At 57.6% G+C, this 24,656-nt stretch carries 25 protein-coding genes and 1 tRNA gene; 11 read left to right on the forward strand and 15 right to left on the reverse strand.

The genetic code is table 11. The features are described 5' to 3' along the window. Window positions 1–22 precede the first annotated feature (22 nt). The 3 genes from BUQ73_RS16110 to BUQ73_RS16120 all read left to right on the forward strand — a co-directional run bounded on the left by BUQ73_RS16110 (window position 23) and on the right by BUQ73_RS16120 (window position 2,866). Window positions 23–892, forward strand: a complete 870-nt coding sequence (locus tag BUQ73_RS16110) for a DMT family transporter (RefSeq protein ID WP_079228816.1) — start codon at window positions 23–25, stop codon at window positions 890–892. 269 nt (window positions 893–1,161) lie between these two features. Further along, window positions 1,162–2,070 carry a glutaminase B gene (gene glsB, locus BUQ73_RS16115; RefSeq protein WP_079228817.1) on the forward strand — a complete coding sequence of 303 codons (909 nt, stop codon included), beginning with the start codon at window positions 1,162–1,164 and terminating at the stop codon, window positions 2,068–2,070. Between the two features lie 85 nt (window positions 2,071–2,155). Continuing rightward, window positions 2,156–2,866: a tellurite resistance TerB family protein gene (locus BUQ73_RS16120; protein ID WP_079228818.1), complete on the forward strand. Its 711-nt coding sequence runs from the start codon at window positions 2,156–2,158 to the stop codon at window positions 2,864–2,866. A gap of 193 nt (window positions 2,867–3,059) precedes the next feature. Here BUQ73_RS16120 and BUQ73_RS16125 read toward each other — a convergent pair whose 3' ends face one another. Further along, entirely contained in the window at window positions 3,060–3,503 is a 444-nt protein-coding gene (locus BUQ73_RS16125) for an NUDIX domain-containing protein (protein ID WP_079228819.1), read from the reverse strand. A 91-nt stretch (window positions 3,504–3,594) separates the two neighbouring features. On the opposite strand from BUQ73_RS16125, the gene BUQ73_RS16130 reads away from it, so the two are divergent. Together BUQ73_RS16130 and BUQ73_RS28105 are read left to right on the forward strand one after the other, a co-directional pair. Further along, window positions 3,595–3,996, forward strand: a complete 402-nt coding sequence (locus BUQ73_RS16130) for a GFA family protein (protein WP_079228820.1) — start codon at window positions 3,595–3,597, stop codon at window positions 3,994–3,996. After that, complete coding sequence (locus BUQ73_RS28105) at window positions 3,932–4,390, forward strand: hypothetical protein (protein WP_152031565.1); 459 nt, start codon at window positions 3,932–3,934, stop codon at window positions 4,388–4,390. Before BUQ73_RS16130 ends, BUQ73_RS28105 begins: the two co-directional genes overlap by 65 nt. Before the next feature lie 169 nt (window positions 4,391–4,559). On the opposite strand, the gene BUQ73_RS16140 is transcribed toward BUQ73_RS28105, so the two are convergent. Continuing rightward, window positions 4,560–5,069: a ProQ/FinO family protein gene (locus tag BUQ73_RS16140; protein ID WP_079228822.1), complete on the reverse strand. Its 510-nt coding sequence runs from the start codon at window positions 5,067–5,069 to the stop codon at window positions 4,560–4,562. Window positions 5,070–5,219: 150 nt separating this feature from the next. Beyond that, window positions 5,220–5,444, reverse strand: coding sequence for a hypothetical protein (locus BUQ73_RS16145; RefSeq protein WP_079228823.1), 225 nt, complete (start codon window positions 5,442–5,444; stop codon window positions 5,220–5,222). A gap of 252 nt (window positions 5,445–5,696) precedes the next feature. Here BUQ73_RS16145 and BUQ73_RS16150 point away from each other — a divergent pair, with 252 nt between their 5' ends. Continuing rightward, window positions 5,697–8,729: an autotransporter outer membrane beta-barrel domain-containing protein gene (locus BUQ73_RS16150; protein ID WP_079228824.1), complete on the forward strand. Its 3,033-nt coding sequence runs from the start codon at window positions 5,697–5,699 to the stop codon at window positions 8,727–8,729. Window positions 8,730–8,868: 139 nt separating this feature from the next. Here the strand turns inward: BUQ73_RS16150 and BUQ73_RS16155 are convergent, their stop codons facing one another. Further along, window positions 8,869–9,066, reverse strand: coding sequence for a DUF1737 domain-containing protein (locus BUQ73_RS16155; protein ID WP_079228825.1), 198 nt, complete (start codon window positions 9,064–9,066; stop codon window positions 8,869–8,871). A 262-nt stretch (window positions 9,067–9,328) separates the two neighbouring features. Here BUQ73_RS16155 and BUQ73_RS16160 point away from each other — a divergent pair, with 262 nt between their 5' ends. The 5 genes from BUQ73_RS16160 to BUQ73_RS16180 all read left to right on the forward strand — a co-directional run bounded on the left by BUQ73_RS16160 (window position 9,329) and on the right by BUQ73_RS16180 (window position 12,870). After that, the gene (locus BUQ73_RS16160; protein ID WP_079228826.1) at window positions 9,329–10,237 is read left to right on the forward strand and encodes a DUF2167 domain-containing protein; all 909 of its coding nucleotides are present in this window, start codon (window positions 9,329–9,331) and stop codon (window positions 10,235–10,237) included. Window positions 10,238–10,634: 397 nt separating this feature from the next. Further along, window positions 10,635–10,877: a hypothetical protein gene (locus BUQ73_RS16165; protein WP_060513428.1), complete on the forward strand. Its 243-nt coding sequence runs from the start codon at window positions 10,635–10,637 to the stop codon at window positions 10,875–10,877. A 103-nt stretch (window positions 10,878–10,980) separates the two neighbouring features. Next, window positions 10,981–11,247, forward strand: a complete 267-nt coding sequence (locus BUQ73_RS16170) for a DUF3077 domain-containing protein (protein ID WP_079228827.1) — start codon at window positions 10,981–10,983, stop codon at window positions 11,245–11,247. 117 nt (window positions 11,248–11,364) lie between these two features. Continuing rightward, window positions 11,365–11,649: a DUF3077 domain-containing protein gene (locus BUQ73_RS16175; RefSeq protein WP_079228828.1), complete on the forward strand. Its 285-nt coding sequence runs from the start codon at window positions 11,365–11,367 to the stop codon at window positions 11,647–11,649. Between the two features lie 57 nt (window positions 11,650–11,706). Beyond that, window positions 11,707–12,870, forward strand: coding sequence for an AAA family ATPase (locus BUQ73_RS16180; RefSeq protein WP_079228829.1), 1,164 nt, complete (start codon window positions 11,707–11,709; stop codon window positions 12,868–12,870). 277 nt (window positions 12,871–13,147) lie between these two features. On the opposite strand, the gene BUQ73_RS16190 is transcribed toward BUQ73_RS16180, so the two are convergent. The 11 genes from BUQ73_RS16190 to rpmI form a co-directional block, all read right to left on the reverse strand. Continuing rightward, window positions 13,148–14,335 (reverse strand): phospholipase D family protein, encoded by a 1,188-nt coding sequence (locus BUQ73_RS16190; RefSeq protein WP_079228831.1) that lies wholly within the window; start codon window positions 14,333–14,335, stop codon window positions 13,148–13,150. Between the two features lie 232 nt (window positions 14,336–14,567). Next, window positions 14,568–15,710 (reverse strand): DUF3883 domain-containing protein, encoded by a 1,143-nt coding sequence (locus BUQ73_RS16195; protein ID WP_192858659.1) that lies wholly within the window; start codon window positions 15,708–15,710, stop codon window positions 14,568–14,570. Window positions 15,711–16,614: 904 nt separating this feature from the next. Beyond that, window positions 16,615–18,360 (reverse strand): ATP-binding protein, encoded by a 1,746-nt coding sequence (locus BUQ73_RS16200; RefSeq protein ID WP_079228833.1) that lies wholly within the window; start codon window positions 18,358–18,360, stop codon window positions 16,615–16,617. A 19-nt stretch (window positions 18,361–18,379) separates the two neighbouring features. Then, entirely contained in the window at window positions 18,380–19,534 is a 1,155-nt protein-coding gene (locus BUQ73_RS16205; protein WP_079228834.1) for a DNA cytosine methyltransferase, read from the reverse strand. 147 nt (window positions 19,535–19,681) lie between these two features. Next, window positions 19,682–19,758: transfer RNA gene (locus tag BUQ73_RS16210), tRNA-Pro, on the reverse strand. Window positions 19,759–19,874: 116 nt separating this feature from the next. After that, window positions 19,875–20,231, reverse strand: coding sequence for a MerR family transcriptional regulator (locus BUQ73_RS16215; RefSeq protein WP_008100384.1), 357 nt, complete (start codon window positions 20,229–20,231; stop codon window positions 19,875–19,877). Further along, entirely contained in the window at window positions 20,212–20,514 is a 303-nt protein-coding gene (gene ihfA, locus BUQ73_RS16220) for an integration host factor subunit alpha (RefSeq protein ID WP_003250679.1), read from the reverse strand. Before ihfA ends, BUQ73_RS16215 begins: the two co-directional genes overlap by 20 nt. 4 nt (window positions 20,515–20,518) lie before the next feature. After that, window positions 20,519–22,900, reverse strand: coding sequence for a phenylalanine--tRNA ligase subunit beta (gene pheT, locus BUQ73_RS16225; protein WP_079228835.1), 2,382 nt, complete (start codon window positions 22,898–22,900; stop codon window positions 20,519–20,521). 31 nt (window positions 22,901–22,931) lie between these two features. Then, window positions 22,932–23,948: a phenylalanine--tRNA ligase subunit alpha gene (gene pheS, locus BUQ73_RS16230; RefSeq protein WP_079228836.1), complete on the reverse strand. Its 1,017-nt coding sequence runs from the start codon at window positions 23,946–23,948 to the stop codon at window positions 22,932–22,934. Window positions 23,949–24,057: 109 nt separating this feature from the next. Next, window positions 24,058–24,414 carry a 50S ribosomal protein L20 gene (gene rplT / locus BUQ73_RS16235; RefSeq protein ID WP_003250671.1) on the reverse strand — a complete coding sequence of 119 codons (357 nt, stop codon included), beginning with the start codon at window positions 24,412–24,414 and terminating at the stop codon, window positions 24,058–24,060. A gap of 27 nt (window positions 24,415–24,441) precedes the next feature. Continuing rightward, window positions 24,442–24,636, reverse strand: a complete 195-nt coding sequence (gene rpmI, locus BUQ73_RS16240) for a 50S ribosomal protein L35 (RefSeq protein WP_003250667.1) — start codon at window positions 24,634–24,636, stop codon at window positions 24,442–24,444. Window positions 24,637–24,656 lie beyond the last annotated feature (20 nt).

The raw sequence follows: 24,656 nt of genomic DNA on the forward strand, positions 1-24,656 counted from the left end.
CGGACTTTTCGAGGACTGGGCGATGGAAAAATCAACAAGCGGGTGGATCAACGGCTTCATAGGCGTCGCCATCTTCGCGGGCTCGTTGCCGGCAACCCGTGTGGCAGTGACGGCCTTTGAACCTACGTTTCTGACTTGCGCCAGGGCAACGATTGCCGCCCTGCTGGGTGCGCTGTTCCTACTCGTGCTACGCCAGCCTCGCCCCAAACGTAGCGACTTGTCGTCATTGGCCATAACAGCGGCGGGCGTGGTTATCGGTTTCCCATTGCTGACAGCGCTGGCCCTGCAGCACGTCACCTCTGCTCATTCCATTGTCTTTGTCGGGCTGCTGCCACTGTGTACCGCAGGGTTCGCCGTGCTGCGGGGCGGTGAGCGACCTCGGCCACTGTTCTGGCTGTTCTCGTTGATGGGTGCCGGAATCGTCGCGGGCTATGCATTGATGAATGGCGGCGAGGCGTCGGCGGTGGGCGATCTGCTGATGATGGCAGCGGTAGTCGTCTGTGGCTTGGGTTATGCGGAAGGGGCGCGTCTGTCGCGGACATTGGGGGGTTGGCAGGTGATCAGCTGGGCGTTGCTGGTGGCGTTGCCGCTGATGCTGCTACTGACCGTCACTAATCTTCCGGCGCCAGATGCCTTCGCCAAGGTCAGCGCCCCTGCGTGGTTCAGCCTTGGTTACGTTTCACTGTTCAGCATGCTGATCGGGTTTGTGTTCTGGTACCGGGGGCTGGTCCAGGGTGGCATTGCAGCAGTGGGCCAACTGCAACTCTTCCAGCCGTTCATGGGGCTTGGGCTGGCCGCGTTGCTGCTGCACGAGCAGGTCAGCTGGATGATGCTGGTGGTGACGCTGGGGGCTGTCATCTGTGTTGCCGGGGCCAAGAAATACGCCCTGTAGCGCTGAAAGCGGGTGATGTTCCTGTGGGAGCGGGCTTGCCCGCGAAGCAGGCTACGCGGCGGATGGCACCGGCTTTGCCGGTGTTCGCGGCGGTGCGGCGATCCGACAAGCCCGCTCCCACAGATCCGTGCCAATCAGAAGATGTGTGCAGATCTGAGCCGAATGATCGACTGCGCCATTTTGGTGCAAAAGTGTGATCTCTCCTGCTGAGCCTGCGTCTGAAACGCTACCCCTCGCTGTCGCCTGGGGGCGTGATGACAGGGCCTTCCATGCAAACGCTGTTGAACGAGATTCTCGACGAAGTGCGCCCCTTGATCGGCAAGGGCAAAGTGGCTGACTACATTCCTGCACTGGCCGATGTGCCGGCGCAGCAGCTGGGCATCGCCGTATATGGCAACGATGGCAGTTATCACTGCGCAGGCGATGCCCTGGTGCCGTTTTCGGTGCAGAGTATTTCCAAGGTATTCAGCCTGGTCCAGGCGATTGGCCATTCCGGTGAAGCCATCTGGGAGCGGCTTGGGCATGAGCCCTCGGGCCAGCCGTTCAATTCGCTGGTACAGCTGGAGTTCGAGCGCGGCCGCCCGCGCAATCCGTTTATCAATGCAGGTGCGCTGGTGATCTGCGATATCAACCAGTCGCGCTTCGCCGCCCCCACATTGTCGATGCGCGACTTCGTGCGACGGCTGTCGGGCAACCCGCACATTGCCATCGATGCCCGCGTCGCAGATTCGGAGTACCAGTTCCGTGCGCGCAATGCGGCCATGGCTTACCTGATGCAGTCCTTCGGCAACTTCCATAACGAAGTCGAGACGGTGCTGCGCAGCTACTTCAGTTACTGCGCACTGCAAATGAGCTGCCTGGACCTGGCCCGGGCCTTCTGCTTCCTGGCCAACGACGGGTTCTGCAAACACAGCGGCGAGCAGATCCTCAGCCGGCGCCAGACCCAGCAGGTGAACTCGATCATGGCCACCAGCGGGCTGTATGACGAAGCGGGGAACTTCGCCTACCGCGTGGGCTTGCCAGGCAAGAGTGGCGTGGGCGGCGGGATTGTGGCAATCGTGCCGGGGCAATTTACCGTGTGCGTGTGGTCGCCGGAGCTGAATGCGGCGGGCAACTCCCTGGCGGGGATGGCGGCGCTCGAATTGCTGAGTTCACGGATTGGATGGTCGGTGTTCTGATCAGCAGCCAGACGGTCATGGCGGTTCGGCTTGAGGGGGCTATCGTTGCTTGTCTGGGCAACCACTACCGATCGAGGGTAGAGCCATGAACACCAGTGATTTGCTCGAACAATTGCTCCGGGCCGGCCAGGGTTCGCAAGCGCAACAAGGCAGCGGCGGCCTTTCTTCGCAAGACGGCCTGGGCGGCTTGCTGGGCGGGCTGCTTGGCGGCGCAAGTGCCACGGGTGGTGGCAATGGCCTGGGTGGTTTGCTGGGCGGCCTGTTGGGTGGTGGCGGCAGCGCTGGCGGTTCTGCCCAGGGGCGCTCCGCAGGTGGCATCAACTACGCGACCTTGGCGTCGTTGGGCATGATGGCGTTCCAGGCCTATCAGAGCTGGCAACGTAGTCAGGCAGCCGCGCCGCAACAGGCAGTGCGAACTGTCGATCAATTGTCCGGCCCCGAGGCCGAGGACCACAGCCACGCGATCCTGCGCGCGCTGATTGCCGCCGCCAAGGCTGACGGGCGCATCGACGAGCAGGAAGAACAGTTGATCTACGCGGAAATCAAACGGCAGACCAACGACCCGCAACTGCAGCAATGGCTGGATGAAGAAGTCAGCAAGCCGCTCGATGCTGCCGAGGTCGCGCGGTCGGCCAAGGACCCGGCCATGGCCGCGGAAATGTACCTGGCCAGCGTGATGCTGGTGGATGACCAGCAGGATGCAGAGCGGGCCTATCTTGACGAACTGGCCAGTGCGCTGCAGATCGACCCGACATTGCAGGTGCACCTGGAGCAGCAGGCCAAGGGAGCTGTTTGACACCGCCATTGGGGCCAGAGATGAACCATTGCGGCCAGAGGTGGACCATTGGGGCCAGAGGTGAACTTTGTGGGAGCGGGTTTACCCGCGAACACGGGCGAAGCCCGTGCCATCCTCCGCGTTGCCTGCTTCGCGGGTAAACCCGCTCCCACAGGATCCGCGCCGGCCTGTAAAAATGAGCAAGTGCAGTACTTCAGATTTCTGATGCCCCATCTGCCCAATGACCGGATATCTTCAGTACTTCGCGCAAGTAATCCAGTGCCCGCTGAAAGACGGGGTGGCAGTCCGCATAGGGAAGATCTTCGAGCGAAGCCCAGAAAAACTCGAACACGTGGCCGTGGTCATCCAGCGTCTGGTGCGCCCACCGCTGGGGCAATGCTTGGTGAATTCGGCACAAGTGAAACGACCACACTTGACCCAGATGCCCGGCGCCCCAGCACCCCAGGTCGCGCTCGATGGCGGCACCCCTGATACCGGATTCCTCTTCCAGCTCACGCAACGCCGCCTCACCCGGCGTCTCGCCGTGCTCGATGGTGCCCTTCACCAATTGCGTGCCTGCAAGGGGATGCCGAAACAGCAGCAGCTGCGGGGGCATCGTGTTCGAAAGCACCACTGGGCAGGATTTGTTTGGGTGCATCACGCTCTCCTTACCTATTCGCGACCTCAGACAGTCGACCGATACTACCGGGCCGGTTACGCTGGCGCTTCCCACCTGCACGGACGCACCCATGACAGACGCCTACCAAGGAAGCTGCTTATGCGCAGCAGTCAGTTTCGAGCTACTCACCCCGCCAAAGGCAGTCAGTCATTGCTATTGCAGCCAGTGCCGCAAAGGCCATGGAGCCGCATTTGCTTCCTATGGCAGCGTCCCGCGCAACAAGCTGCGTGTACTTCGCGGCGCCAACAGTATCAAGGTCTATGCCTCTTCACCGACGGCCGTGCGCGAGTTCTGCGTGGAGTGTGGCTCGACCTTGTTCTGGTCACGCTCTGAAGGTGAGTTTGCCGGCTGGATTTCGATAGCGCTGGGTACGCTTGATACACCGTTTATGCCGCAAAAGCAGACACATGTTCACGTCGATTGCGCAGCGCCCTGGTACACACCATCCAGCATTCAGTCTCAGGTCGACTGAGCCCTATGGGGCGTTGGCAGCCAGTGCCCGCAAGATCATCACCAACCTTGTCGAACTCAAGGTTCGCAAGCAGAACCCCAAGCCAGCTCATTCAAGGAAGCCTTCCGGCATGATGCCACATGACGCTTTACGGTTTACCCGCTGGGTGGCCGGTTTCTCTATCACTACGGTGATTCTCGGCCTGGTACTGGCATTGTACGTGCTGCAATCACCCACCAGTTCGCCCGTCAATATCTCAGGTGCTCTTGCGCTGGGCGTGCTGTGGCTCACCAACCTGATCACGTTGCTGATGAACGCGGTTTACTGGTTTATCCGCAGGTGGCCGAAATGGTTGCTGGTGACGATCGTGGCGCAGGCCGCTGTGGCAGTGATTGGGCTGCTGCAGATGTTCTGACCCGATGATTAGTTCAGGCGAATGCCAGTGCTTGGCCTGAGTGAGCCTGGCAGGGTGGCGCTGCTCAGTTGGCAGGCCAGGGCAAGGTTGAGCACCCTGCCCTGCCGTTCTGCGCGCTTCGGCCCAAGCGCTCGCAAACTGCAAGACGCAGGGCCGAGCAAGGCTGGACTCAGTCCGCAGCCTGTTCCGACGCGCTATCAGCGACCGGCGCTGGAGCAGCCGCTTTGGGCTTCGCACGGTTTTTACGGTCTTTGCCGCGCTGCCGCGAAGCTTGCTGCTTGGCATACAGCGCCTGGCCCGCAGTGACAACGCCAGCGGGCTGGCCGTTCAGGTCCAGGCGCGGTGCGTTCTCTACCATGCTTGCCCAGTAGCGGTTGCCACGGCACCAGGTCGAGATGCCCAGCTTGAGCTGTTCACTGGTGATGCCAAGCAGCTCCAGGTGTTGCTCGGCATCTTTGAAGATGCCCTCTTTGAGCGGCACCTTGGGGGCTGGGTTTACAGGGAACGCCAAGGGGAAGTGCTTCTGCAATGGCCAGATCGCTTCCACCGCCGGGTCCACCTCACGCGCCTTCGCCTGCGGCGCGGGCTTGCGCTTGGCTGGGCGCGGGTTCTCGGCCTTCTGCTGTTCTTTTTCAGACCGCAGGCGGTCACGTAACTCAGCTAGTTGTTCAAAACCCATCGTTAATTCACTGCTTCTACGTTGATTGCGTGACGCAAGGATAAGCCATCAAGCGCCTGGGAGCAGCAGAAAAGGATGAATTGCTGCTGATTTCGTGACGGGGAATGACTTGCCAGTGCGCCACATGCGCACAGCCTGACGCCTGAAACTTCAGGCGATATCGATATCCGACAAGCCCAGTACCTCAGCCTGGGCCAGTATCTCGGCAGGCGTGGCATCGGCTGGCGGCATGACCAGACTGTTCTCGCCGTCACCGAAGTGCAGCACCATCAAATGAAGCGCTGCCTCGTGCCGGGCAAGGCTGGGCTGCTTGAGTTCGAAGCGATGCGATGCTGGCTGGCCGTTGAGCTGGTAGTGCACGGTGTAGGAATGCATGAGTAACTCCAAAGGCAAGGGACTCATTACCTGACCAGGCGGCCAGAACATAATTCAGATGCATCCGCCAGCCGCCTCGGCCCGCTGTGTGCACGGCGTCACGTTCCGCAAACCACTAGCACATGCGTTCTATTCTCATCGCTCCACGCCCTCCCGATACTCCCAGCGTCTATCCGTTGCATCCAAGGAACGCCAGCACCCTCGGGGCTGGCAGCCACTTGCGTGGCATCTAATGGAATATCTGGAATCGCCATGAACCCCCTATTCAGACTCTCCCCGCTCGCACTCTCGATCACCCTCGCCCTGTTGCCAAATGCCTACGCCGCAGACTACGTCCTCGACAGCGGCGAGGACACGTTCAGCAGCGATCGCGCCTACGATGGCACGGTATCGCTGCGCCCCGGCAACGGCGTGCCCGCCACCCTGACCGTCAACAATGGCGCCGTGCTCACCAGCAAAGGTGGACGGATCGGTGGCGCGTCCACCAACAACCAAGCCAGTACGGCCATGGCCACTGTCACGGTCCAAGGCCCAGGCACCCGCTGGGTGGTGCCGCGCACTACAGCCGTCCTGGGTAACACCATCGTCATCGGCGGCGCCGGCCAGGGCACGCTCAACGTGCTCGACGGCGGCGAAGTGTTTGTGCGCGACCTGCAGCTGAGTGACAACGGCAACGCCGGCAATGCCCTGTCGCGGGCGAACCTGGTGGTCAGCGGCCCAGGTGCGAAGGTGGATGCCGTGAACGTGACCTCCGGCGGTACCTTCCTCTATGACTCGCGCATCACCCTGCAAAACGGTGGGCAGCTGGCCAGCGAGCGCGTGGCCATCAACTCGATCAGCGACCTGTCCGGCGCCAACACGCGCTGGGACAACACTGGCAGCTTCCGCAACCGCAACGACCTCAGCCTGAGCGATGGCGCGGTACTGACCAGCGACTCGATGGAGCTGGGTTCGGCCAACATCAGCCGTAATACCGTGGTCAGTGTATCTGGCGAAGGCACCCGCCTGGCCACGCGCGCGCTGACCCTGGGCACCACCACCTCCAGCACCACCCTGGTGCTGGCCAACGGCGCCGAGCTGAGCAGCACAGACGGCATCGACATCAGCGAGCTGACCAGCCTCAACTCAGCCGCACGCGGCGCACTCAGTATCGGTGGCGCAGTGGTCAGGGACGACAGCCGCACCGATATCGACGCAATCACCGCCGGCACCGCACAAGCCGCCGGCCGCCTCGACCCGCAAACGGCGATCCGCTTTGGCGCCGGCAGCGGGGCATTGGCGTTCAACCACACCGACAGCGACCTGCAAGTGAGCAACAGCATCAGCGGTGCGGGCCGGGTCTATGCCTTCAGCGGCAACACCACCCTGAGCGGCGACCTGACCGGCATGAGCGGCAGCACGGTGGTACGTGGCGGGCGCCTGGTGCTGGCCGGCGATGTCGACCAGACCAACCCACGCGGCACCTCGCTGCTGAGCGTTGGCAACGGCACCCTGGTGGTCAACGGCACCGTCGGCCATACCGACAGCGCCGGCAATTACAGCAACCGCGCCCAGGTACTGGACGGCGGCGTGCTGGCCGGTACCGGCCGGGTCGGCAGCACTCAGGTCGCCTCGGGCGGTACCCTGTCGCCGGGTGAAGGCGCGCTGGGCACCCTGACGATCAACGGCGACCTGGACATGGCGGCCGGCTCGCGTTATGCCGCCGACATTGCCGGCGATGGAGGCTCGGACCGCGTCAACGTCAGCGGCACCGCGACCCTGCGTGGCACCCGTGTCGATGTCACCACGCTCAACGACGCGCAAAGCTACCAGACCGGGCAGACCTACACCCTGCTGGCCGCCCAGGGCGGCGTGGTGGATGGCGCTGCTGCTGGCACCGCCTATGCCCAGGCATTTACCAACTCGGCGTTCCTCAACGTCAGCCTGCAGCGCACGGCCAATGAACTGAACCTGACCATCGCGCAGAAGACCACCACGCCAGAGCCACCTGTTGAACCACCGGTCGAACCGCCCGTAGAGCCCCCGGTGCAGCCACCGGTCCAGCCGCCTGTGGAGCCCCCGGTTCAACCGCCGGTACAGCCACCGGTCGAGCCCCCGGTCCAGCCCCCCGTACAACCCCCGGTCCAGCCGCCAGAAACCGGCGGGCCAGCCACCCCCGGCATCTTCCAGACCGTGGCGCTTACCCAGAACCAGTGGAACACCGCAGGCGCCCTGAGCGAGCTGCAACAAAGCGGCGAGCCGCTGCGCCTGTACAACAACCTGCTGGTGCTGGATGCCGACAGCGCCCGCGACGCCATCGATCAGCTCGCCGGCGACTACCACGGCAGCACCGGCACCGCGCTGATCGCCAACAGCCAAGTGGTCTCCGGCGTGCTGGGCACCCGCCTGCGCAACCTGTTCGACAGCACCACCGTGCGCATGCCGCTGGGTGCGTCGAGCTTCATGCCCACCACCCCTGAAATGGAAGGCGGAGCCTGGGCACAGGCCTTTGGCAACTGGTCGAAGCTGGACGGCAACAACGGCGCCGGCGGTTTGCACCAGCGGACCGGCGGCGTGCTGATTGGTGCCGACGGCAGCATCAACCCCGACTGGCGGGCAGGCCTCTACGGTGGCTACAGCCGCACCAAGTTCGATGCCGACGACACCGATGCCAAGGGCCACAGCGACAACTACCACCTGGGCCTGTACACCGGCGCCCAGCTCGATGCCCTGCGCCTGAGCGCAGACGTGGGCTACACCTGGCACAAGCTGGACAGCAAACGCAACGTGGCCTTTGCCGGGTTCAGCGACCACCTGAAGGGCAAGCGCGACGCCAACACCCTGCAGGCCAGTGGCGAGGCGGCTTACCGCATCGGCTTGGGCGCAGTGGCGCTGGAGCCGTTCGTGGGGGTGTCGTACGTGAAATACGATGCCGACAGCTTCCATGAGAAAGGTGGGGCTGCGGCGCTGGATGTGTCCAGTGAGCAGCAAGACACCTGGTTCTCGACCGTGGGCATGCGTGCTTCAACCCGTACACGTGTGGCTGACCATGACACCCGGTTCTACGGGTCGTTGGGGTGGCGCCGTGCTTATGGTGACCTGGACCCGAGCAGTACGCAGGCCTTTGCCGGTGGGCCGGACTTTGCGGTACAGGGCATTGCCCAGACGCGTGATGTGGCGATGACTGAATTGGGGGCGACGGTGAAGGTGAACCGCCAGACTGAAGTGGGGTTGTCGTATCAGGGGCAGTTTGGGTCGGACGCCCGGTACCATTCGGTGAATGCGGGGGTTACGGTTCGGTTCTGATGCGGTGAGGTTGCCTTGCCGAGGTGTTCGCCTTGGCAAATGCAGCGCCTGGGAGATCGAGCGCCGCCCGCGCGGCGCATCGCGGGCGGCGCTCGATCTCCCAGGCCCTACAAATACCAAGACGAACAACCTTGCACCCTCAAGACGAAACGCCATGCACCTCTGGCCAGATAACAGCCTGCGCCACGATCACATCTTTGCCATTAAACGTGAGTGCAGGCCCGCCATGGAGTTGATAACCCAGCTTCAAGGCATCACTGACCCGGTGGCAAAAGGAAGCGTCATCGGGGCCGGTGAGCACCCGGTAAATCGGTAATCCATCCGGTGGTTGAGTCATCTGTTCGCTCCTTGCGGTAGTAAGTGTGTATTCCGAAAATACTGTTAATGCCAGGCGGAAGGCTACGACCAGATGGCGTCTGGAGAGTGGCCCTGCAAGAGCAAGTTCACTCGCGAACAATCCAACGCAGTGCATGGCAGCAACTGCGCCAATGTTCGCAGCAATAGGCTGGCGCATTGAAACGAACATGAAATTCTGGCGATTGGCCAGTTCTTTCAGTTATCCTGCGCGGCCAAATTAATTCAAATTGTAAGGGACTACAATGAAACACCTGCGCCAGCTATTGGCGGCAGTGTTGCTCTGCGCAACCACTTTGCCCGCCATTGCCGCCAGCACTCCCGCGTCTGCGCCAACCGCCAGTGAACAACCGCAGCAGACCGCCGAACAGTGGCTGGCCACGCTCAACCCACAGCACGGCAACATCACCCTGCCCAGCGGCATCGCCAGCCTGCAACTCAACAACGAATTCTACTACCTGTCGCCGGACGACACCGAGCGCCTGCTGACCGAAGGCTGGGGCAACCCACCGGGCTTCAAGACCCTCGGCATGATCATCCCGACCACCGTCAATCCACTGGCCGACAACGGCTGGGGCGTGATCATCAGCTACAAGAACGACGGCCACATTTCCGACGATGACGCAGCCAAGATCGACTACGCCGACCTGCTCGAACAGATGAAGGCCGATGACGAAGAAGACAACAAGGCGCGTCGCGAGCAAGGCTATGCCGGCCTGACACTGTTGGGCTGGGCCGAGCCACCAAGCTACGATCAGGCTACCCACAAGATGTACTGGGCGCGCGAGTTGAAGGCCGAAGACGCCGACCAGACCACGCTGAACTACAGCATCCGCGTGCTGGGCCGCGAAGGCGTGCTGGAGCTGAACGCCGTGGCGGCGATGGCCGACCTGCAGACCATCAAGCAGGAAACGCCGAAGATCCTCGCCTTCACCAACTTCACCGACGGCAACCGCTACGCCGACTACGACGCCAAGACCGACAAGCTGGCGCCATACGGCCTGGCCGCCCTGGTCGCCGGTGGCATCGCCGCCAAGGCCGGCCTGTTCGCCAAGATTGGTGTTGCCTTGTTGGCGTTCAAGAAGTTTATCGTCCTGGGGTTGGTGGCTATCGCTGGCTTCTTCGGCAAGTTGTTCAAGCGCAAGCGAGCCTGATTCTGACGTGGCTCACCCTTGTTGGGTGGGCCACTACCGCAATTGTTCGAGTCGGCTTACAGGGCTGAGCAGTCACATATTGTTACGCCCTCTGGCCAATAAAATCAGATTTAGCCCCTTCCTTGTAGGACCTTTCCCAAAGATACTGCCGACGCCCATTTTTCGTTGCACATGGTCAATGTGGATCCTAGTCTCGGCCGGTCGCTGCCAATTCAGCGATCGGTTTTGACAGACCGTCGATTGTTGTCCGTGTGCACACGCTTATGGCGGCTGTACGTGCGGGCACATTATTGTGCGCCGAGTGCCAACAATCTCGGTCTGTCAACCCGCGTACAGCTGCCACCCTCCCGTTTGACAGCGAGGTGGATCGCAGCTCAACCATTGTTGGAGCGTAAGCATGCTGAAGATAGTTCCAGACCCACCCCACAATCTCCACTCCCTCGAAGACACGCTGATGATGGCGGCAGACTATGCCCTCTGTGCCGAAGTCGTTGCCCAGCAGGCGATGCTGATGCAGCCCAAGTCACCCGTGTCGTTGTTGATCATGACGTCAATGCACGAGCTCGAAACCCTGCGCAAATTGCTCGAATCGGCGCTGGTTCAAATCCAGAAACCAGCCGATCCGCAGACGCTGCATTAATTCGCATCATGATCCTGCCTGGTCTGACGCTTTCGTCTTTGGGTCCCCAGCTTGCGAGCGATTGGGCCAGCCCAGGCAGCTACAACTTCAGGGAGATCAAACAATGGCGACCGAAGAAACCAAATTCACAGTCGGCAAAACCACCTTCTACCAAGGTGATAACCAGACCCATCCCCTCTTCCGCATCGAGCCCGGCATCCCTTGCCAAAGCGCCCGCGAACAGGCCTCTGAACTGATGGGCTACGTCCGCGACCTGACCATCGACGGCCTGATGGAAGACAAACCTCAGCTGCTCTGGGCCTCGCACTACCTCAGCGCCCTGGCCAAGGCCCTGCTCGATGATGCCGAACTGGGCATGATGAAAGACTAAAGTCGTGCCAGCCCCCCTGTGGGAGCCGCGCTTGTCGTGGCGACGAACCGCGGCGATGGGCCGCAAGGCGGCCCCAACAATCCAAGCCCCTGCGCCAACCTCCAGGAGAATTAACCAATGCTCCAAATCAACACCCCGAGCAGTTCGAGCAACAACAATCCAGGCCCTCGCTACAGCCCCTTCCAACGAATGCTCACCGCGCTCCCTGGCATCGCCACCACCCAAGGCAAAGATCAAGCCTCAAAACTCTTGGACTGCGCCCGCTACCTCAACCACACCGGCGTCATGCTAGGCGACCACCGAAGGGTTGCTGCCTCTCACTACCTCAACATGATGGTTCGCGCCCTGTTTGATGAACTTGAACAAAGCCGCCCCTACTCCCGAACCCAAGCTGACCAGTAGTAACGCCGACCCAGTTCAGCCACAATCGGCCACTCAGTTAAAGCTGGGACGCACCGGATGCTCACCACCCTCGCCATCGGCAATTACCGCTCGATCAATCACCTTGTGTTGCCACTAGGCCAACTCAATCTGGTGACTGGGGCCAACGGCAGCGGTAAATCCAATCTCTACAAAGCCCTACGCCTGCTCGCCGAAACCGCCCAAGGCGGCGTGATCGAAGCACTTGCCCGTGAAGGCGGACTGGATTCGACCTGGTGGGCCGGGCCTGAGATGAGTGCACGCATGAAGCGCGGAGAGGTGCCCATTCAAGGCCAGCATCCGAGCGACGTCAAACGCCTGCGCTTGGGTTTTGCCACCGAGGATTTCGGCTTTGCCATCTCGCTCGGCCTGCCTATTCCCCTGCCCTATCCCACTGCATTCATGCTTGATCCCGAGATCAGATCTGAAGCCATCTGGGGTGCTGGAGCCTACCGTCCCTCTTCCTTGTTGGTAGAGCGCAAGAACGCGATGGTGCGCGCCCGGGAGGGCAACAGCTGGACGGTGCTCGATCAGCATGCCGACAGTTGTGAGAGCTTCTTCAACATCGTTGGTCGACCGCGACAGGCACCAGAGATCGGCGAGCTACGGGCGTTCATCAATAGCTGGCGGTTCTACGATCACTTCCGCATCGACCCAGATGCCCCCTGCCGCCAGCCCCAGCTGGGCACCCGCTCGCCAGTGCTGCACCACGATGGACGCAACCTCGCTTCGGCGCTGCAGACCATCATTGAGATCGGAGAGGTAGAAGACCTCGTTGCCGCGCTGGAGGATGCATTCCCTGGCAGCCGCTTGGAGATCGACGCGCCACCGGGTGGCCTGTTCAGCGTGCGGCTGCACCAGCACGGGCTGCTGCGTTCGCTGGGTGGTGCCGAGTTGTCGGACGGGACCCTGCGCTACCTGTTGCTGATGGCCGCGCTGCTGACGCCACGGCCGCCATCGCTGATGGTGCTCAACGAACCGGAGACCAGCTTGCATGCCGACCTGCTCCCGGCGCTGGCGCGGCTGATCATTCGCGCTTCGCAGCGTAGCCAGGTGTGGGTGGTGTCACACAGCAGGCCGCTGATCGAGGCGTTGACGGCGTGTCAGGGGTGCAATGTGCTGGAGCTGGAGAAGCACCAGGGGCACACGCAATTGCGCGGGGTTAGGTTGCTGGATGAGCCGCTGTGGCGCTGGGTGGATTGATCCTATGTTTCGGGATGATCCCGAGCAGAAGGCAATTATCGAAGTCGAAGTCGTCTTGGAGTTGGGTGAACTGGTAACTCCTACGCGGAGTGCACGGGTAGAGTACGTGTTGAAGCTTATTTATCCGGGGAAACTGGAGAGCAAAGCGTCTACGCAGCAGATTGGGATGATGAACTTGAAGGCGCTGAGTCCTTGGCGTTTTTGAGTAAAACAAAAAGGGGCATGATACCCCTTCTAAGTGGTAACAACTATTCTTGTAGTTCAGTCAATCAATTTGTTATTTGCTTCTTGGCTGGTAGAAGAGCGCATCGAGCATAGCTGCTCTAGCGTTCCATGCTTTCAGGGCGAGCCCTGATGGCGGGGCTGCAGATCTCCACCACGGTGCATCCATGATCCGCTCAATGACCTCATCCCAGTATCGCAGGTAGTCCAGTTGGTCAGGTCGAACCAGTCCAACATCTCTGGCCAATAGTTTTCGATTAGCGCTGTCGACACAAAGAAACTGATCAGGTCGTTTCATGCTGAGCAAGCGTGTAGCCGTACCGATTCCGTCACGCCCATCAGGGAAAGCACTGCGGTAATGTGCGATGAATTTGTTGAACTGCGCCTTGGTGACGGTGCCTTTTTCAGGAATATGCTCCAGGGCTCTCGACAAAGGCTCGGGCCTTTCTATAACCACATTCTTGTAAACACCTGCGCCCCGCATCGAACCAAACCAAGCAGCAGATGCCATGACTTTATTTGGCAAACCCGCAATTGCCCTTCGTGTGTCTCCATCAAGGTCTTGGAAGGTTGGAGCACTGGCGAAAGCAACCTTGATTTGATCCAGAAATGCCAAGCGCTCGTTGAAGCCGTGTTGCTTGTCCTCTTTCAGCAACACCAGATAGCTTTCCCAGTCCAACGTCATAACGCTAGAGTCAATGGCCGCCTTACCTGCAGCTCGCTCTCCATAAAGGTCCATCAGTTTATCAAGCTGAGGTTTCCTCGCGTCTCGAATGGCCTGATACCGTTTTGCGTCATCTTCGGTTACGACGCGCGCGTTCTGGCTATACCCTTCGATAAGACTCTGAATTTCCTGGATATTCAGACCGTCTCGGTGAGTTATCAATGTACTGAGTTCCGTATTTTTGCCCAGCGCACCAGCAGTCAGATTCGCACTACCAATGATGGCTTCCCAGCTGTTATCACTGCGGAAAAGGAAAACCTTTGGGTGGAAAACGCCGTCAGGCTGCATCACGAATTTGACGTGTTCGAAGCCTGCGAAATCCAACAGTACTTGAGCGTCAGTCTGGTAGAAATGAATGCCCACCACACCGCTGCGGATCTTCGTCTTATTTTTGATTAAAGCGTTATAGACATCAGTGGTTGCTGATGCCCAAGCAACGCCGAAGGAAATGGAGTCGTGGCCTTCGATGAGACGTTTGAGATGCGCTTGCAGCGCATTTGCGGTACTGATGAGTTCCATAGCATCCAAATTGAAATTGTCGAAAGAGCGGTCTTATCCAAGTCTACCGGCCTTTGATGCCATAGCGCCATCATCACTAAGTGGAATCGCACCCGCTCAATGCACATCAACGACTAGCTTCGACAGGCTGATGACGACCAAACATGCGGTTCGCTTTATGGTGGCTGTGTGAGGGGCACCTCGTGTGCGCCGGCTTGGCCTTCATCGGACTGCCAACCCATGCACAGCTGCACTACCTGAAATGCTCACGGAAACTGGCTCTGAAATCCAGCGGCTTTAAGTACAACTGGCTAGATAAATCGCCCCGCAGAATGAAAAGCCTCGGCTCGCCGCTAAGCTGGAAAACCCGGTAGAGATAAAACTGATCCCCAGCCTCCGCAGAAAATTCCAGCTCATTGTGGCTAACGACAAACGATGACGCGATCCCCCCATTCGTGGCCTTCACTTCGATGTAGCGATGGAGAACATCGCTATCAAACGAGAGGATATCGAAGCCAGCGCCATCTCCTTGATTCTCCGAGATCCACTCCAATTTCTGAAACAGCTCAGGATGACCCATTTCGGTAAGCCGGTGCTGCTCGTAGCCAATCACCCAATGCTCTCCCAATCGTCCAAGCTTGCGATTTGCTTCGTCTCGAGCAGCATAGTCAAATTTGCGCGGTAGACGTTGTCGCGAACGTGTCGACGAAACGAGCTTTTGCCGCTCCTCCATCACTGGAGATTCCACCAACACCGCAGAGTAGGATTTCTGTGCCGGAATCTTCACCTCTTCCAGCCTATCGACGATCTTGCTCACTTCTGCCGAATGTAGAAATACGTAATCCTGGACAGCTTTGCGCAATAGCAATTGACTGTTACCACGCGGTTTGTAGCCTTGGATGAAAGGCAAGCCCATACCGTTGAGAACAGCACTGATGTTCTGGTGTTTAAGTTCGACCGCACCCTTGCTTCGCTCTTTTAACTGCTTGCGGAGAGCCTCGTTGTGCTCGGACTTGTTGTAGGGCGAACCGTCAGCTTCCAAACGGAGCATTTCGAAATAGTCCACGACGGTGGAGTGAACCTCTTCTTCTGTCCAATCCTCCCCCGCTCGAAGAATCTCGAAACCCAAAGCCCGAAGCAGCGGAACCACGGTCATTTCACCGCCAGAGAAATGCTCAGCTCTGAGCACTCCTTGACTTGGAAATTGTTTTCCGAAAGCAACACCCACGATAGCTTTGGAGTCGCATGGCTCCCCGGTTCGGGGGTTTCGAACCATGTAGTCTCTAGATTTACCGAAGCCATAGCGTCTGAGAAACGCCACTCGCCCCAGGTGCGAAAATTCGTCCATTGCGGCTTGAACGGCGGCGGGACTTTTCAATTGGGAAAGGTGAGGCACTGGCTGTGCGTCCTTGCGATTATTTTCGCAGCCACTCTCAGCTTTTTCCTACGAAAAATCAAGCCGCATCAGGCCTCTAAGGCTGCTGTTAAAAGAAAGCTCGCCTGCTGCAACCCTTTGTATAGTTTCGGGAGCAATCGTCGATGACGGCACGAACACCAATGACTTAGTCCAAGAAAGTCATGGGGCGTCCTTACACCCAAATGGAGAACGCATTTTGAAAAGATGTATCCGTGGTTCGGTCGCACGGCGCCGCTAGTTCGAGCAGAGCACGAAGCGTCGAAATAGTCGAATCGAAGGCTCGCCGCCTACTGCCGACTGAACGTGAAAGCCATCGACAAGTGGCGATCACATAATAAGCGCTCCATATACAGGGTGGGTTATATAGAGCGTTTACCGACCAAGCGCAATGGTGCTGAGTCTCTACGTCAGGTTGTGCAGGCGTTTCCGCACAAGATGCACAACATCCTGACTAAAGCGCCGTAGCATGCATCAAGCAGCCCCGATATCGCAACGGCGCGAGTAATATGCTCGATGTACACATTTTTATCGCGTCTGCAATGAGACGCCACCAAGCATCCACCGGCCAAACCTATCACCAGTGGAATAATGGCCAGGTCGAGCGCATGAACCGGACGATCAACATCACTAGGTTCAAGAGCCTTCTACAATCCAGACTTCTCGATGCAAGCGCGCATACTGGCTTTCGTGAGGGCCTTCAACTTCACCAGACATCTCAAGGCCCTGAGCTTAACGGTGATCTGTGAAACCTGGACGAAAAGTCAGGAACGACTCACTATCAATTCGCACCATTTCATTGCTGGACCATACACATAGAATCCTCACGTCAAACATCAATCAAACGACAGATTCAACTCAGAACATAGCTGTTTTATGAAAAGCCTCAGCCTTCCTCAATCAAATGCCTCAAAATTGGAAGAACAGAATCCCTAATACTAAAAGACTCATACTTATTGACAAGCTGGAATGCGTTGTGAGCAGCCGAATTCAGTGTGGACTTATAATTTGAGAACTTTGCAAGACTGTGCTTAATTTTGTTCTTCTGAGCCTCACCCCAAACATCATCTCGACGCTGAAGAAACAAGATGATCTCATCCATACTAGGCTCGAGACCCTTTTCTTCCTTGGAACTTAGCTTGCTTCTACCTTGTTTAGCTCGTTCTTGATTTCGAGAATTTAATACTTCCTCCTTGAGCTCACCATATATTTCTTTTCTAACCAAGAAGCAAACAGAGCACGATTCAAAAAGCATACGCATCAAGACCAAACCAGAATACGTCATTTCGCCAAGATTAAGTCTCTTCGCTTCATGAACCAGAGCTAAATTCTTATCATTGCAATGCAACTCATCCACATCCTGCGGAAGAATTGTCATAAACTTGTTATGATCAATTTTTTCTGTCGGTTTTTTAATCGGCCCGGAGGGATTCTCTGGTTTTGGTTTTGGTTTAGGCGCAGGCTTAGCGCCAGCATTCACTCCTGGCGCAGCTGAATCTGGCCCTGGTAAATCTTGAGGCTGCCCTTCCAAAACTTCATGATTCTTTTTCTTGCTTTTAGCATCGCCAGAATTCTTCCGCCAATTCAACGCAAACTTTGCCATATCTTTAAGCGCAGCTTGATAAGCAGAATTATTTAAATCAACATCAGATTTCGTGGTATTCCAAGGAAGCCGAGATGGATCTTTACATATAAAGCTTACATGCCCAACAAAACCATAAAACTCAGTATGAAACTTTGTCAGCCAGCCCGTCTTCCATGACTTATCAGAAATCAGGACAGCACGCTCATTACAATAAATATTCCAGCCATACTCGCCAGTTAGCTGAGAATTACTAGCTTTATCATAACCTCTTTCAGCAGAAAATTTATGTTTCGAATGCTGGCCGCATTCAATGTATACCGAGATACCCTCTGAAACCTTGAAGAATTTCGAATCAGTAGCATATGGTCCATCAACCCTCAGTTTGACAAGCTGGCTTTCCACCTCCTGCTCATTGACTTCAATGATCAATTGTTTGTCAATAAATTTACCGTACCTTCTACCAATCTCCGAGATCAGATCCGCCTCAAAGTCCTCCCCAGCCATAAGTTGAGATGTTTCATTAGAGAAGGAACTGATTTTAATAGACGTACCAACCTTCCCAGTACTTGAATACTTCTCTGCAGCCAAATCCCATCCTTCTGTCTGCAGGTAGTTATCAGTATCGAGACTCAACACGCATCGTTCTAAACCGGTATCTGACTCTAAATAAGTAACCTTACCAATCCTGAAAAGAGCTCGATTTAGACCTACACCAAAAACTCCGATTCCAAGATTATGCGCGGACCTTTCGCCAAATCTCAAAACTGATTTTTTCAGGTGCTCAGCAGCGATGCCGCCGCAATTATCACTTATTGAAAAAAAATCACCGCTAAAATTCAAACATATCTTATAGGCTTGATAGCTTTCAGGCAATGCGCCACTATCCGCCCCTGACTGAATTCTAGACATTGTATTACGAGCAGCATCGATTGAATTATCGATCAAGTCAAAAATACAAGCCTGTATCGAGATATCGCGAGTCAAACTATCTACAACAACAGCTTTGCTCGGCCGTGTATCAATTGAAATTTTTTCTGGGGCGGACATTTACAGCACTCCATGCTTCCTAAGCTGCAGATTTGTTTTCTATTATGAGCATTGCTTTTAAGATAACCGACATAACAGAGAAAGAAACAAGGGGGGAGACGCTGTTTCCTATCATCCTAAAACTATGCCATTTAGTAGGGTGGAAGACATACCAATCTGGAAACCCTTGTAGGCGAGCTGCCTCTCGAACGGTAATAACTCTACCGAACTCAGGATGGAGAGGACGAACCGCTTGAAATGAGCCCTTATCACTACCTGTACCCGCTCTCAATGTAGGACTCAACCCCTCCCAAGCTAAGCGATAAGACTTACTTATCGGGTCTGCTTTCCCCGGCGGTGTTGAGGCATAACGTTGAGCTACAACATCAGTATGCTTAGTCTCCGCCAGCCCAGAGACTTGACCTAGCCTAAGTTTCTGTAGCGACTCCTTCCAACCCAGTCCTTTAACACGAGGAACCTTACGCATTTTCTTTGCGTATTCAGAAATTTTCACAGCCGGGTTGATTGAATACTCACTCCAATGATATGTATTTTCTTTTGAAGAGGATATAGGTCGAGGCAAGTCTGAAATCGCTTGCTTAACAGTTGTATGAGCAAATACTTTCCCTTTTTCAAAGTCCCCCAAGGATAAAGCATTCATTTCATCTGACCTATAACCTACAACTAAAACTCGATATCTATTGGTAGGTGCCCCATAATCAGCGGCATTGATAACAAAAGGCCCCAAGATAGTATAAATATCTGAAACTTGAGCCATCCCTGCTTCTAGGATTTCAATACCATCCTCATCCAGAATCCCCTCAACATTCTCCATAACGAAAAATTTTGGGCCTAATTCTTTCACATGCCTAAAATAGTGAAAAATCAGACTATTTCTTGGATCATCTTTTTGGCGTTTTCCGATTCGACTAAAACCTTGGCAAGGAGGGCCACCTATAATGCCATCGGGACGCCTGTTGCCTATAATTTCTCGCCAATCGGAGAGAGTTATATCAGCAACGTTCCCTTCAAGTGTTCTTGTGAGGGGGTAATTTTTCTTGTAGCTTGACTGGATATCAGGATCAATATCAACGGCAACAAGTGCGTCAAAACCAGCAAGCTTTGCCCCAAGAGAAAAGCCCCCACAGCCACAAAATAGATCAATTATCGTTGGTGGCTCTAATTCAGAGTTCATTTGCCCCCCAAAAATTACAAATAGGGAATGATAGCAAGAAGCTATACTTGAATTCAATTAGAAATATTTAGAATGTTGTATTCGGAGTTAGTATCCGCAAAACAAAAAAGCCCAGTCGTCACCGACTGGGCTTTTTTGTTTCAATAATGGTCGGGACGGAGTGATTCGAACACTCGACCCCTTGCACCCCATGCAAGTGCGCTACCGGGCTGCGCTACGCCCCGACTGGGCTTGAAGCATGTTCTCAATCCTGCCGAGAACGTTGAAGAATGTACCCTAACCTCCTGATAAATGAAACCTTTTTCTAAAAAAAAATTTTCCATCCATCAAAACCGCAAGGTCATTTCTTCAACACCACCAACACATCCTCCAACTCGACAATCATCTGCCGAATCAGCTGCTTGTACTGGCTCGATTCATCCTTCACCTCATCACTGGAGAGCCGCAACCGCGCCCCGCCAATGGTAAATCCCTGGTCATAAAGCAGCGCGCGAATCTGGCGAATCATCAGCACATCTTGCCGCTGATAATACCGCCGGTTCCCCCGCCGCTTCACAGGGTTGAGCTGAGGAAACTCCTGCTCCCAATACCGCAGCACGTGTGGCTTCACGGCACACAACTCGCTCACTTCACCAATGGTGAAGTAGCGTTTGCCCGGTATGGGGGGCAGTTCGTCGTTATGGCTTGGTTCCAGCATAGGCCTCAACCCGGGCCTTCAACTTCTGCCCTGGACGAAAGGTGACGACGCGCCGTGCAGTGATCGGGATCTCTTCCCCTGTCTTGGGGTTGCGGCCCGGCCGCTGGCGTTTGTCGCGAAGGTCGAAGTTGCCGAAACCGGACAACTTGACCTGCTCGTTCTCTTCAAGTGCGTGCCGAATTTCTTCAAAAAACAGCTCGACCAGCTCCTTGGCCTCACGCTTGTTAAGCCCCAGCTCCTCGTACAGCCTTTCGGCCATCTCAGCTTTCGTCAGAGCACCCATGCCGTTATTTCCTTAACGTGGTGTTCAACCTTTGTTCGAGCGAGGTGAGGATGTTTTGCAGGGTAGTGTTCACCTCATCGTCGTTAAGAGTGCGCGATGGATGCTGCCAGGTCAAGCCGACGGCAAGGCTTTTTCTATCAGGATCAATGCCTTTACCTTGGTAGACATCAAACAGCCTGAGGTCTGTGAGCCATTCGCCTGCATTGTCACGAATTACTTCAAGCACGTCTTGAGAAGCTACATCACGTCCTGCAATCAAAGCCAGGTCGCGACGGGTTTCCGGGAACTTGGAGAGTTCGCTGAATTTCGGCAGGCGGCCTTCGACCACATCACCCAATACCAGCTCGAAGACGAACACCGGGCGGTCCAGGTCCAGGGCTTTGGCAAGCTCTGGGTGGATGGCGCCGAGGTAGCCTACGTCCTTGCCGTCACGCTGGATCACAGCGGTCTGGCCTGGGTGCAGGGCTGGGTGCTTGCCGGCGGCGAAGGTGAAGTCGCTCAGGGCGCCGCTGTAGCCCAGCAGGGCTTCCACGTCGGCCTTGACGTCGAAGAAGTCGATGGTGTCGCGGCCGTTGGCCCAGCCTTCCGGCAGGCGGCTGCCGGTGACGACGCCGGCGATCATTGGCTGCTGCTGCAGGTTACCGAGCTGGCCGACGAAACGCAGGCCGCTTTCGAACAGGCGCACGCGGTCTTGCTGGCGGTTGAGGTTGTGCTGCAGTGCCTTAACCAGGCCCGGCCACAACGAGGCGCGCATGGCGGCCATGTCGTTGGAGATCGGGTTGGCCAGCAGCAGCGGCTCTACGCCTGGGCTGAACAGCTCGAACAGTTTCGGGTCGATGAAGCTGTAGGTGATGGCTTCCTGGTAGCCGCGGGCAACCAGCAGGCGGCGCAGGTTTGGCAGCTCGCCGCGGGTTTCCGGGCGGGCTTGCGGCGCGAGGCGGGCTTGCGGGTAGCGCACTGGCAGGTTGTTGTAACCGTACAGGCGGGCCAGCTCTTCGATCAGGTCGACTTCCAGGCTGATGTCGAAGCGGTGGCTTGGGACGTTGACGGTCCACTGCCCTGCCCCGTTAGCCGTAGTCGCCAGGCCAAGGTTGTTGAGCAGCTGCTCGACCTGGGCCGGGTCCATCTGCATGCCGAGCATCTGGGTGATGCGTTCGGCGCGCAGGGTAACCGGGGCGACGTTCGGCAGGTGCTGTTCGCTGACGGCTTCGACCACCGGGCCGGCTTCGCCGCCGACGATGTCGAGGATCAGCTGGGTGGCACGCTCGATGGCTTCGCGGGCCAGCTGCGAGTCGACGCCGCGCTCGTAGCGGTGCGAGGCATCGGTGTGCAGGCCGTAGGAACGGGCTTTACCGGCGACGGAGATCGGCTCGAAGAAGGCGCTTTCGAGGAACAGGTCGCGGGTTTTTTCGGTGTTCACACCGCTGTGCTCGCCACCCATGACGCCGGCGATGGCCAGGGCGCGGGTGTGGTCGGCGATGACCAGGGTGTCGGCACGCAGGGCCACTTCCTGGCCGTCGAGCAGGACAAGTTTCTCGCCCTCTTCAGCCATGCGCACGCGGATGCCGCCGTTGATTTCGGCGAGGTCGAAGGCGTGCATCGGCTGGCCGAGTTCGAGCATCACGTAGTTGGTGATGTCGACGGCGGCGTCGATGCTGCGCACGTCGCTGCGGCGCAGGCGTTCGACCATCCACAGCGGGGTCGGCTTGCTCAGGTCGACGTTGCGGATGACGCGGCCGAGGTAGCGTGGGCAAGCGGCCGGGGCGCTGACTTCAACCGGGCGCACTTCGTCATGGGCTGGGGCTACGGCTGGCACCACCGGGCGGGTGACTGGCACGTCGTACAGGGCGCTGACGTCGCGGGCCAGGCCTGCGATGGACAGGCAGTCACCGCGGTTCGGGGTCAGGCCGATCTCGATGCTGGCGTCGTCCAGGCTCAAGTACTGGCGGATGTCTTCGCCCACCGGGGCGTCGGCAGCCAGTTCCAGCAGGCCGTCGTTTTCTTCGCTGATCTGCAGCTCGGCTGCCGAGCAGAGCATGCCGAACGACTCGACGCCGCGCAGCTTGGCCTTCTTGATCTTGAAGTCGCCTGGCAGCTCGGCACCGATCATGGCGAACGGGATCTTGATGCCTGGGCGGGCGTTAGGTGCGCCGCACACGACCTGGAAGGTTTCCTGGCCGTTGCTCACCTGGCACACGCGCAGCTTGTCGGCGTCCGGGTGTTGTTCGGTGGCGAGGATTTCGCCCACGACGATGCCGCTGAACTGGCCGGCAGCGGGGGTCACGCTGTCGACTTCGAGGCCGGCCATGGACAGGCGGGCGACCAGTTCGTCACGGGAGACTTGCGGGTTTACCCAACCGCGCAGCCACTGTTCACTGAATTTCATGCTGTTCTCCTAGAAAGTGCGTCGATTGGGCCTAGCGGAATTGCGCCAGGAACCGCAGGTCGTTATCGAAGAACAGACGCAAATCGTTGACGCCATAGCGCAGCATGGCCAGGCGCTCGGCGCCCATGCCGAAGGCGAAGCCTTGGAACTCTTCCGGGTCGATGCCAGACATGCGCAGCACGTTCGGGTGCACCATGCCGCAGCCCATGACTTCCAGCCAGCCGGTCTGCTTGCACACGCGGCAGCCCTTGCCGGAACACATCACGCACTGGATGTCGACTTCGGCGGACGGCTCGGTGAACGGGAAGAACGACGGGCGGAAGCGCACGGCCAGTTCTTTCTCGAAGAACACCCGCAGGAATTCTTCGATGGTGCCCTTGAGGTCGGCGAAGTTGATGCCGCGGTCGATCAGCAGGCCTTCGACCTGGTGGAACATCGGCGAGTGGGTGATATCCGAGTCGCAGCGGTACACGCGGCCAGGGCAGACAATGCGGATTGGCGGCTGGGTGGACTCCATGGTCCGCACCTGCACCGGCGAGGTGTGGGTGCGCAGCAGCATGTTGGCATTGAAGTAGAAGGTGTCGTGCATCGCCCGGGCCGGGTGGTGGCCAGGGATGTTGAGCGCTTCGAAGTTGTGGTAGTCGTCTTCGACCTCAGGGCCTTCGGCGATGCCGTAGCCGATGTGGGTGAAGAACTGCTCGATGCGCTCGAGAGTACGGGTGATCGGGTGCAGCCCGCCGGTGGTCTCGCCACGGCCTGGCAGGGTCACGTCGATGCATTCGGCGGCCAGGCGAGCGCTGAGCTCGGCTTCTTCGAAGGCAGCCTTGCGTGCGTTGAGCACGACGGTGACGCGCTCTTTGGCGTCGTTGATCAGGGCGCCGACTTTCGGGCGCTCATCGGCTGGCAGGTTACCCAGGGTCTTCATCACCTGGGTCAGTTCGCCCTTCTTGCCGAGGTACTGAACCCGGATCTGTTCCAGGGTAGTGATGTCTTCAGCGCGCTCGACGGCCTCTAGGGCTTGGGAGACCAGCGCATCCAGGTTTTCCATGTACAGACTCCAGATACGAAAATAGGGGAAGAGCTTTGAAGGCTCTTCCCCTATCGATGACGTTCAATGCCCGGCAGCGCACGCGCCGCCGGGTGATTGTCGCGGGTACTTAAGCCAGAACGGCTTTAGCTTTCTCGACAATCGCAGCAAACGCCGCTTTTTCGTTCACTGCCAGATCGGCCAGAACCTTACGGTCGATTTCGATCGAAGCCTTTTTCAGGCCAGCAATCAGACGGCTGTAGGACAGACCGTTGGTGCGGGCACCGGCGTTGATACGAGCGATCCACAGTGCGCGGAACTGACGCTTCTTCTGGCGACGGTCGCGGTAGGCGTATTGGCCTGCCTTGATGACCGCTTGCTTGGCAACACGGAATACGCGCGAACGTGCACCGTAGTAACCTTTAGCCAGTTTCAGAATTTTTTTGTGACGCTTACGAGCGATAACGCCGCGCTTAACACGAGCCATGAGTAACTTCCTCTATCTTAACCAGAATTAACGAACGCGCAGCATGCGCTCGACTTTTGCCACGTCGGACGGGTGCAGCAAGCTGGCACCGCGCAGTTGACGCTTACGCTTGGTCGACATTTTGGTCAGGATGTGGCTCTTGAAAGCGTGCTTGTGCTTGAAGCCCGAAGCTGTCTTCAGGAAGCGCTTCGCAGCACCGCTTTTGGTTTTCATTTTTGGCATGTTGAACTCCGCATTCGATA

Source organism: Pseudomonas putida (genome assembly GCF_002025705.1).
In the GTDB taxonomy this organism is placed as follows: Bacteria; Pseudomonadota; Gammaproteobacteria; order Pseudomonadales; family Pseudomonadaceae; genus Aquipseudomonas; species Aquipseudomonas putida_J.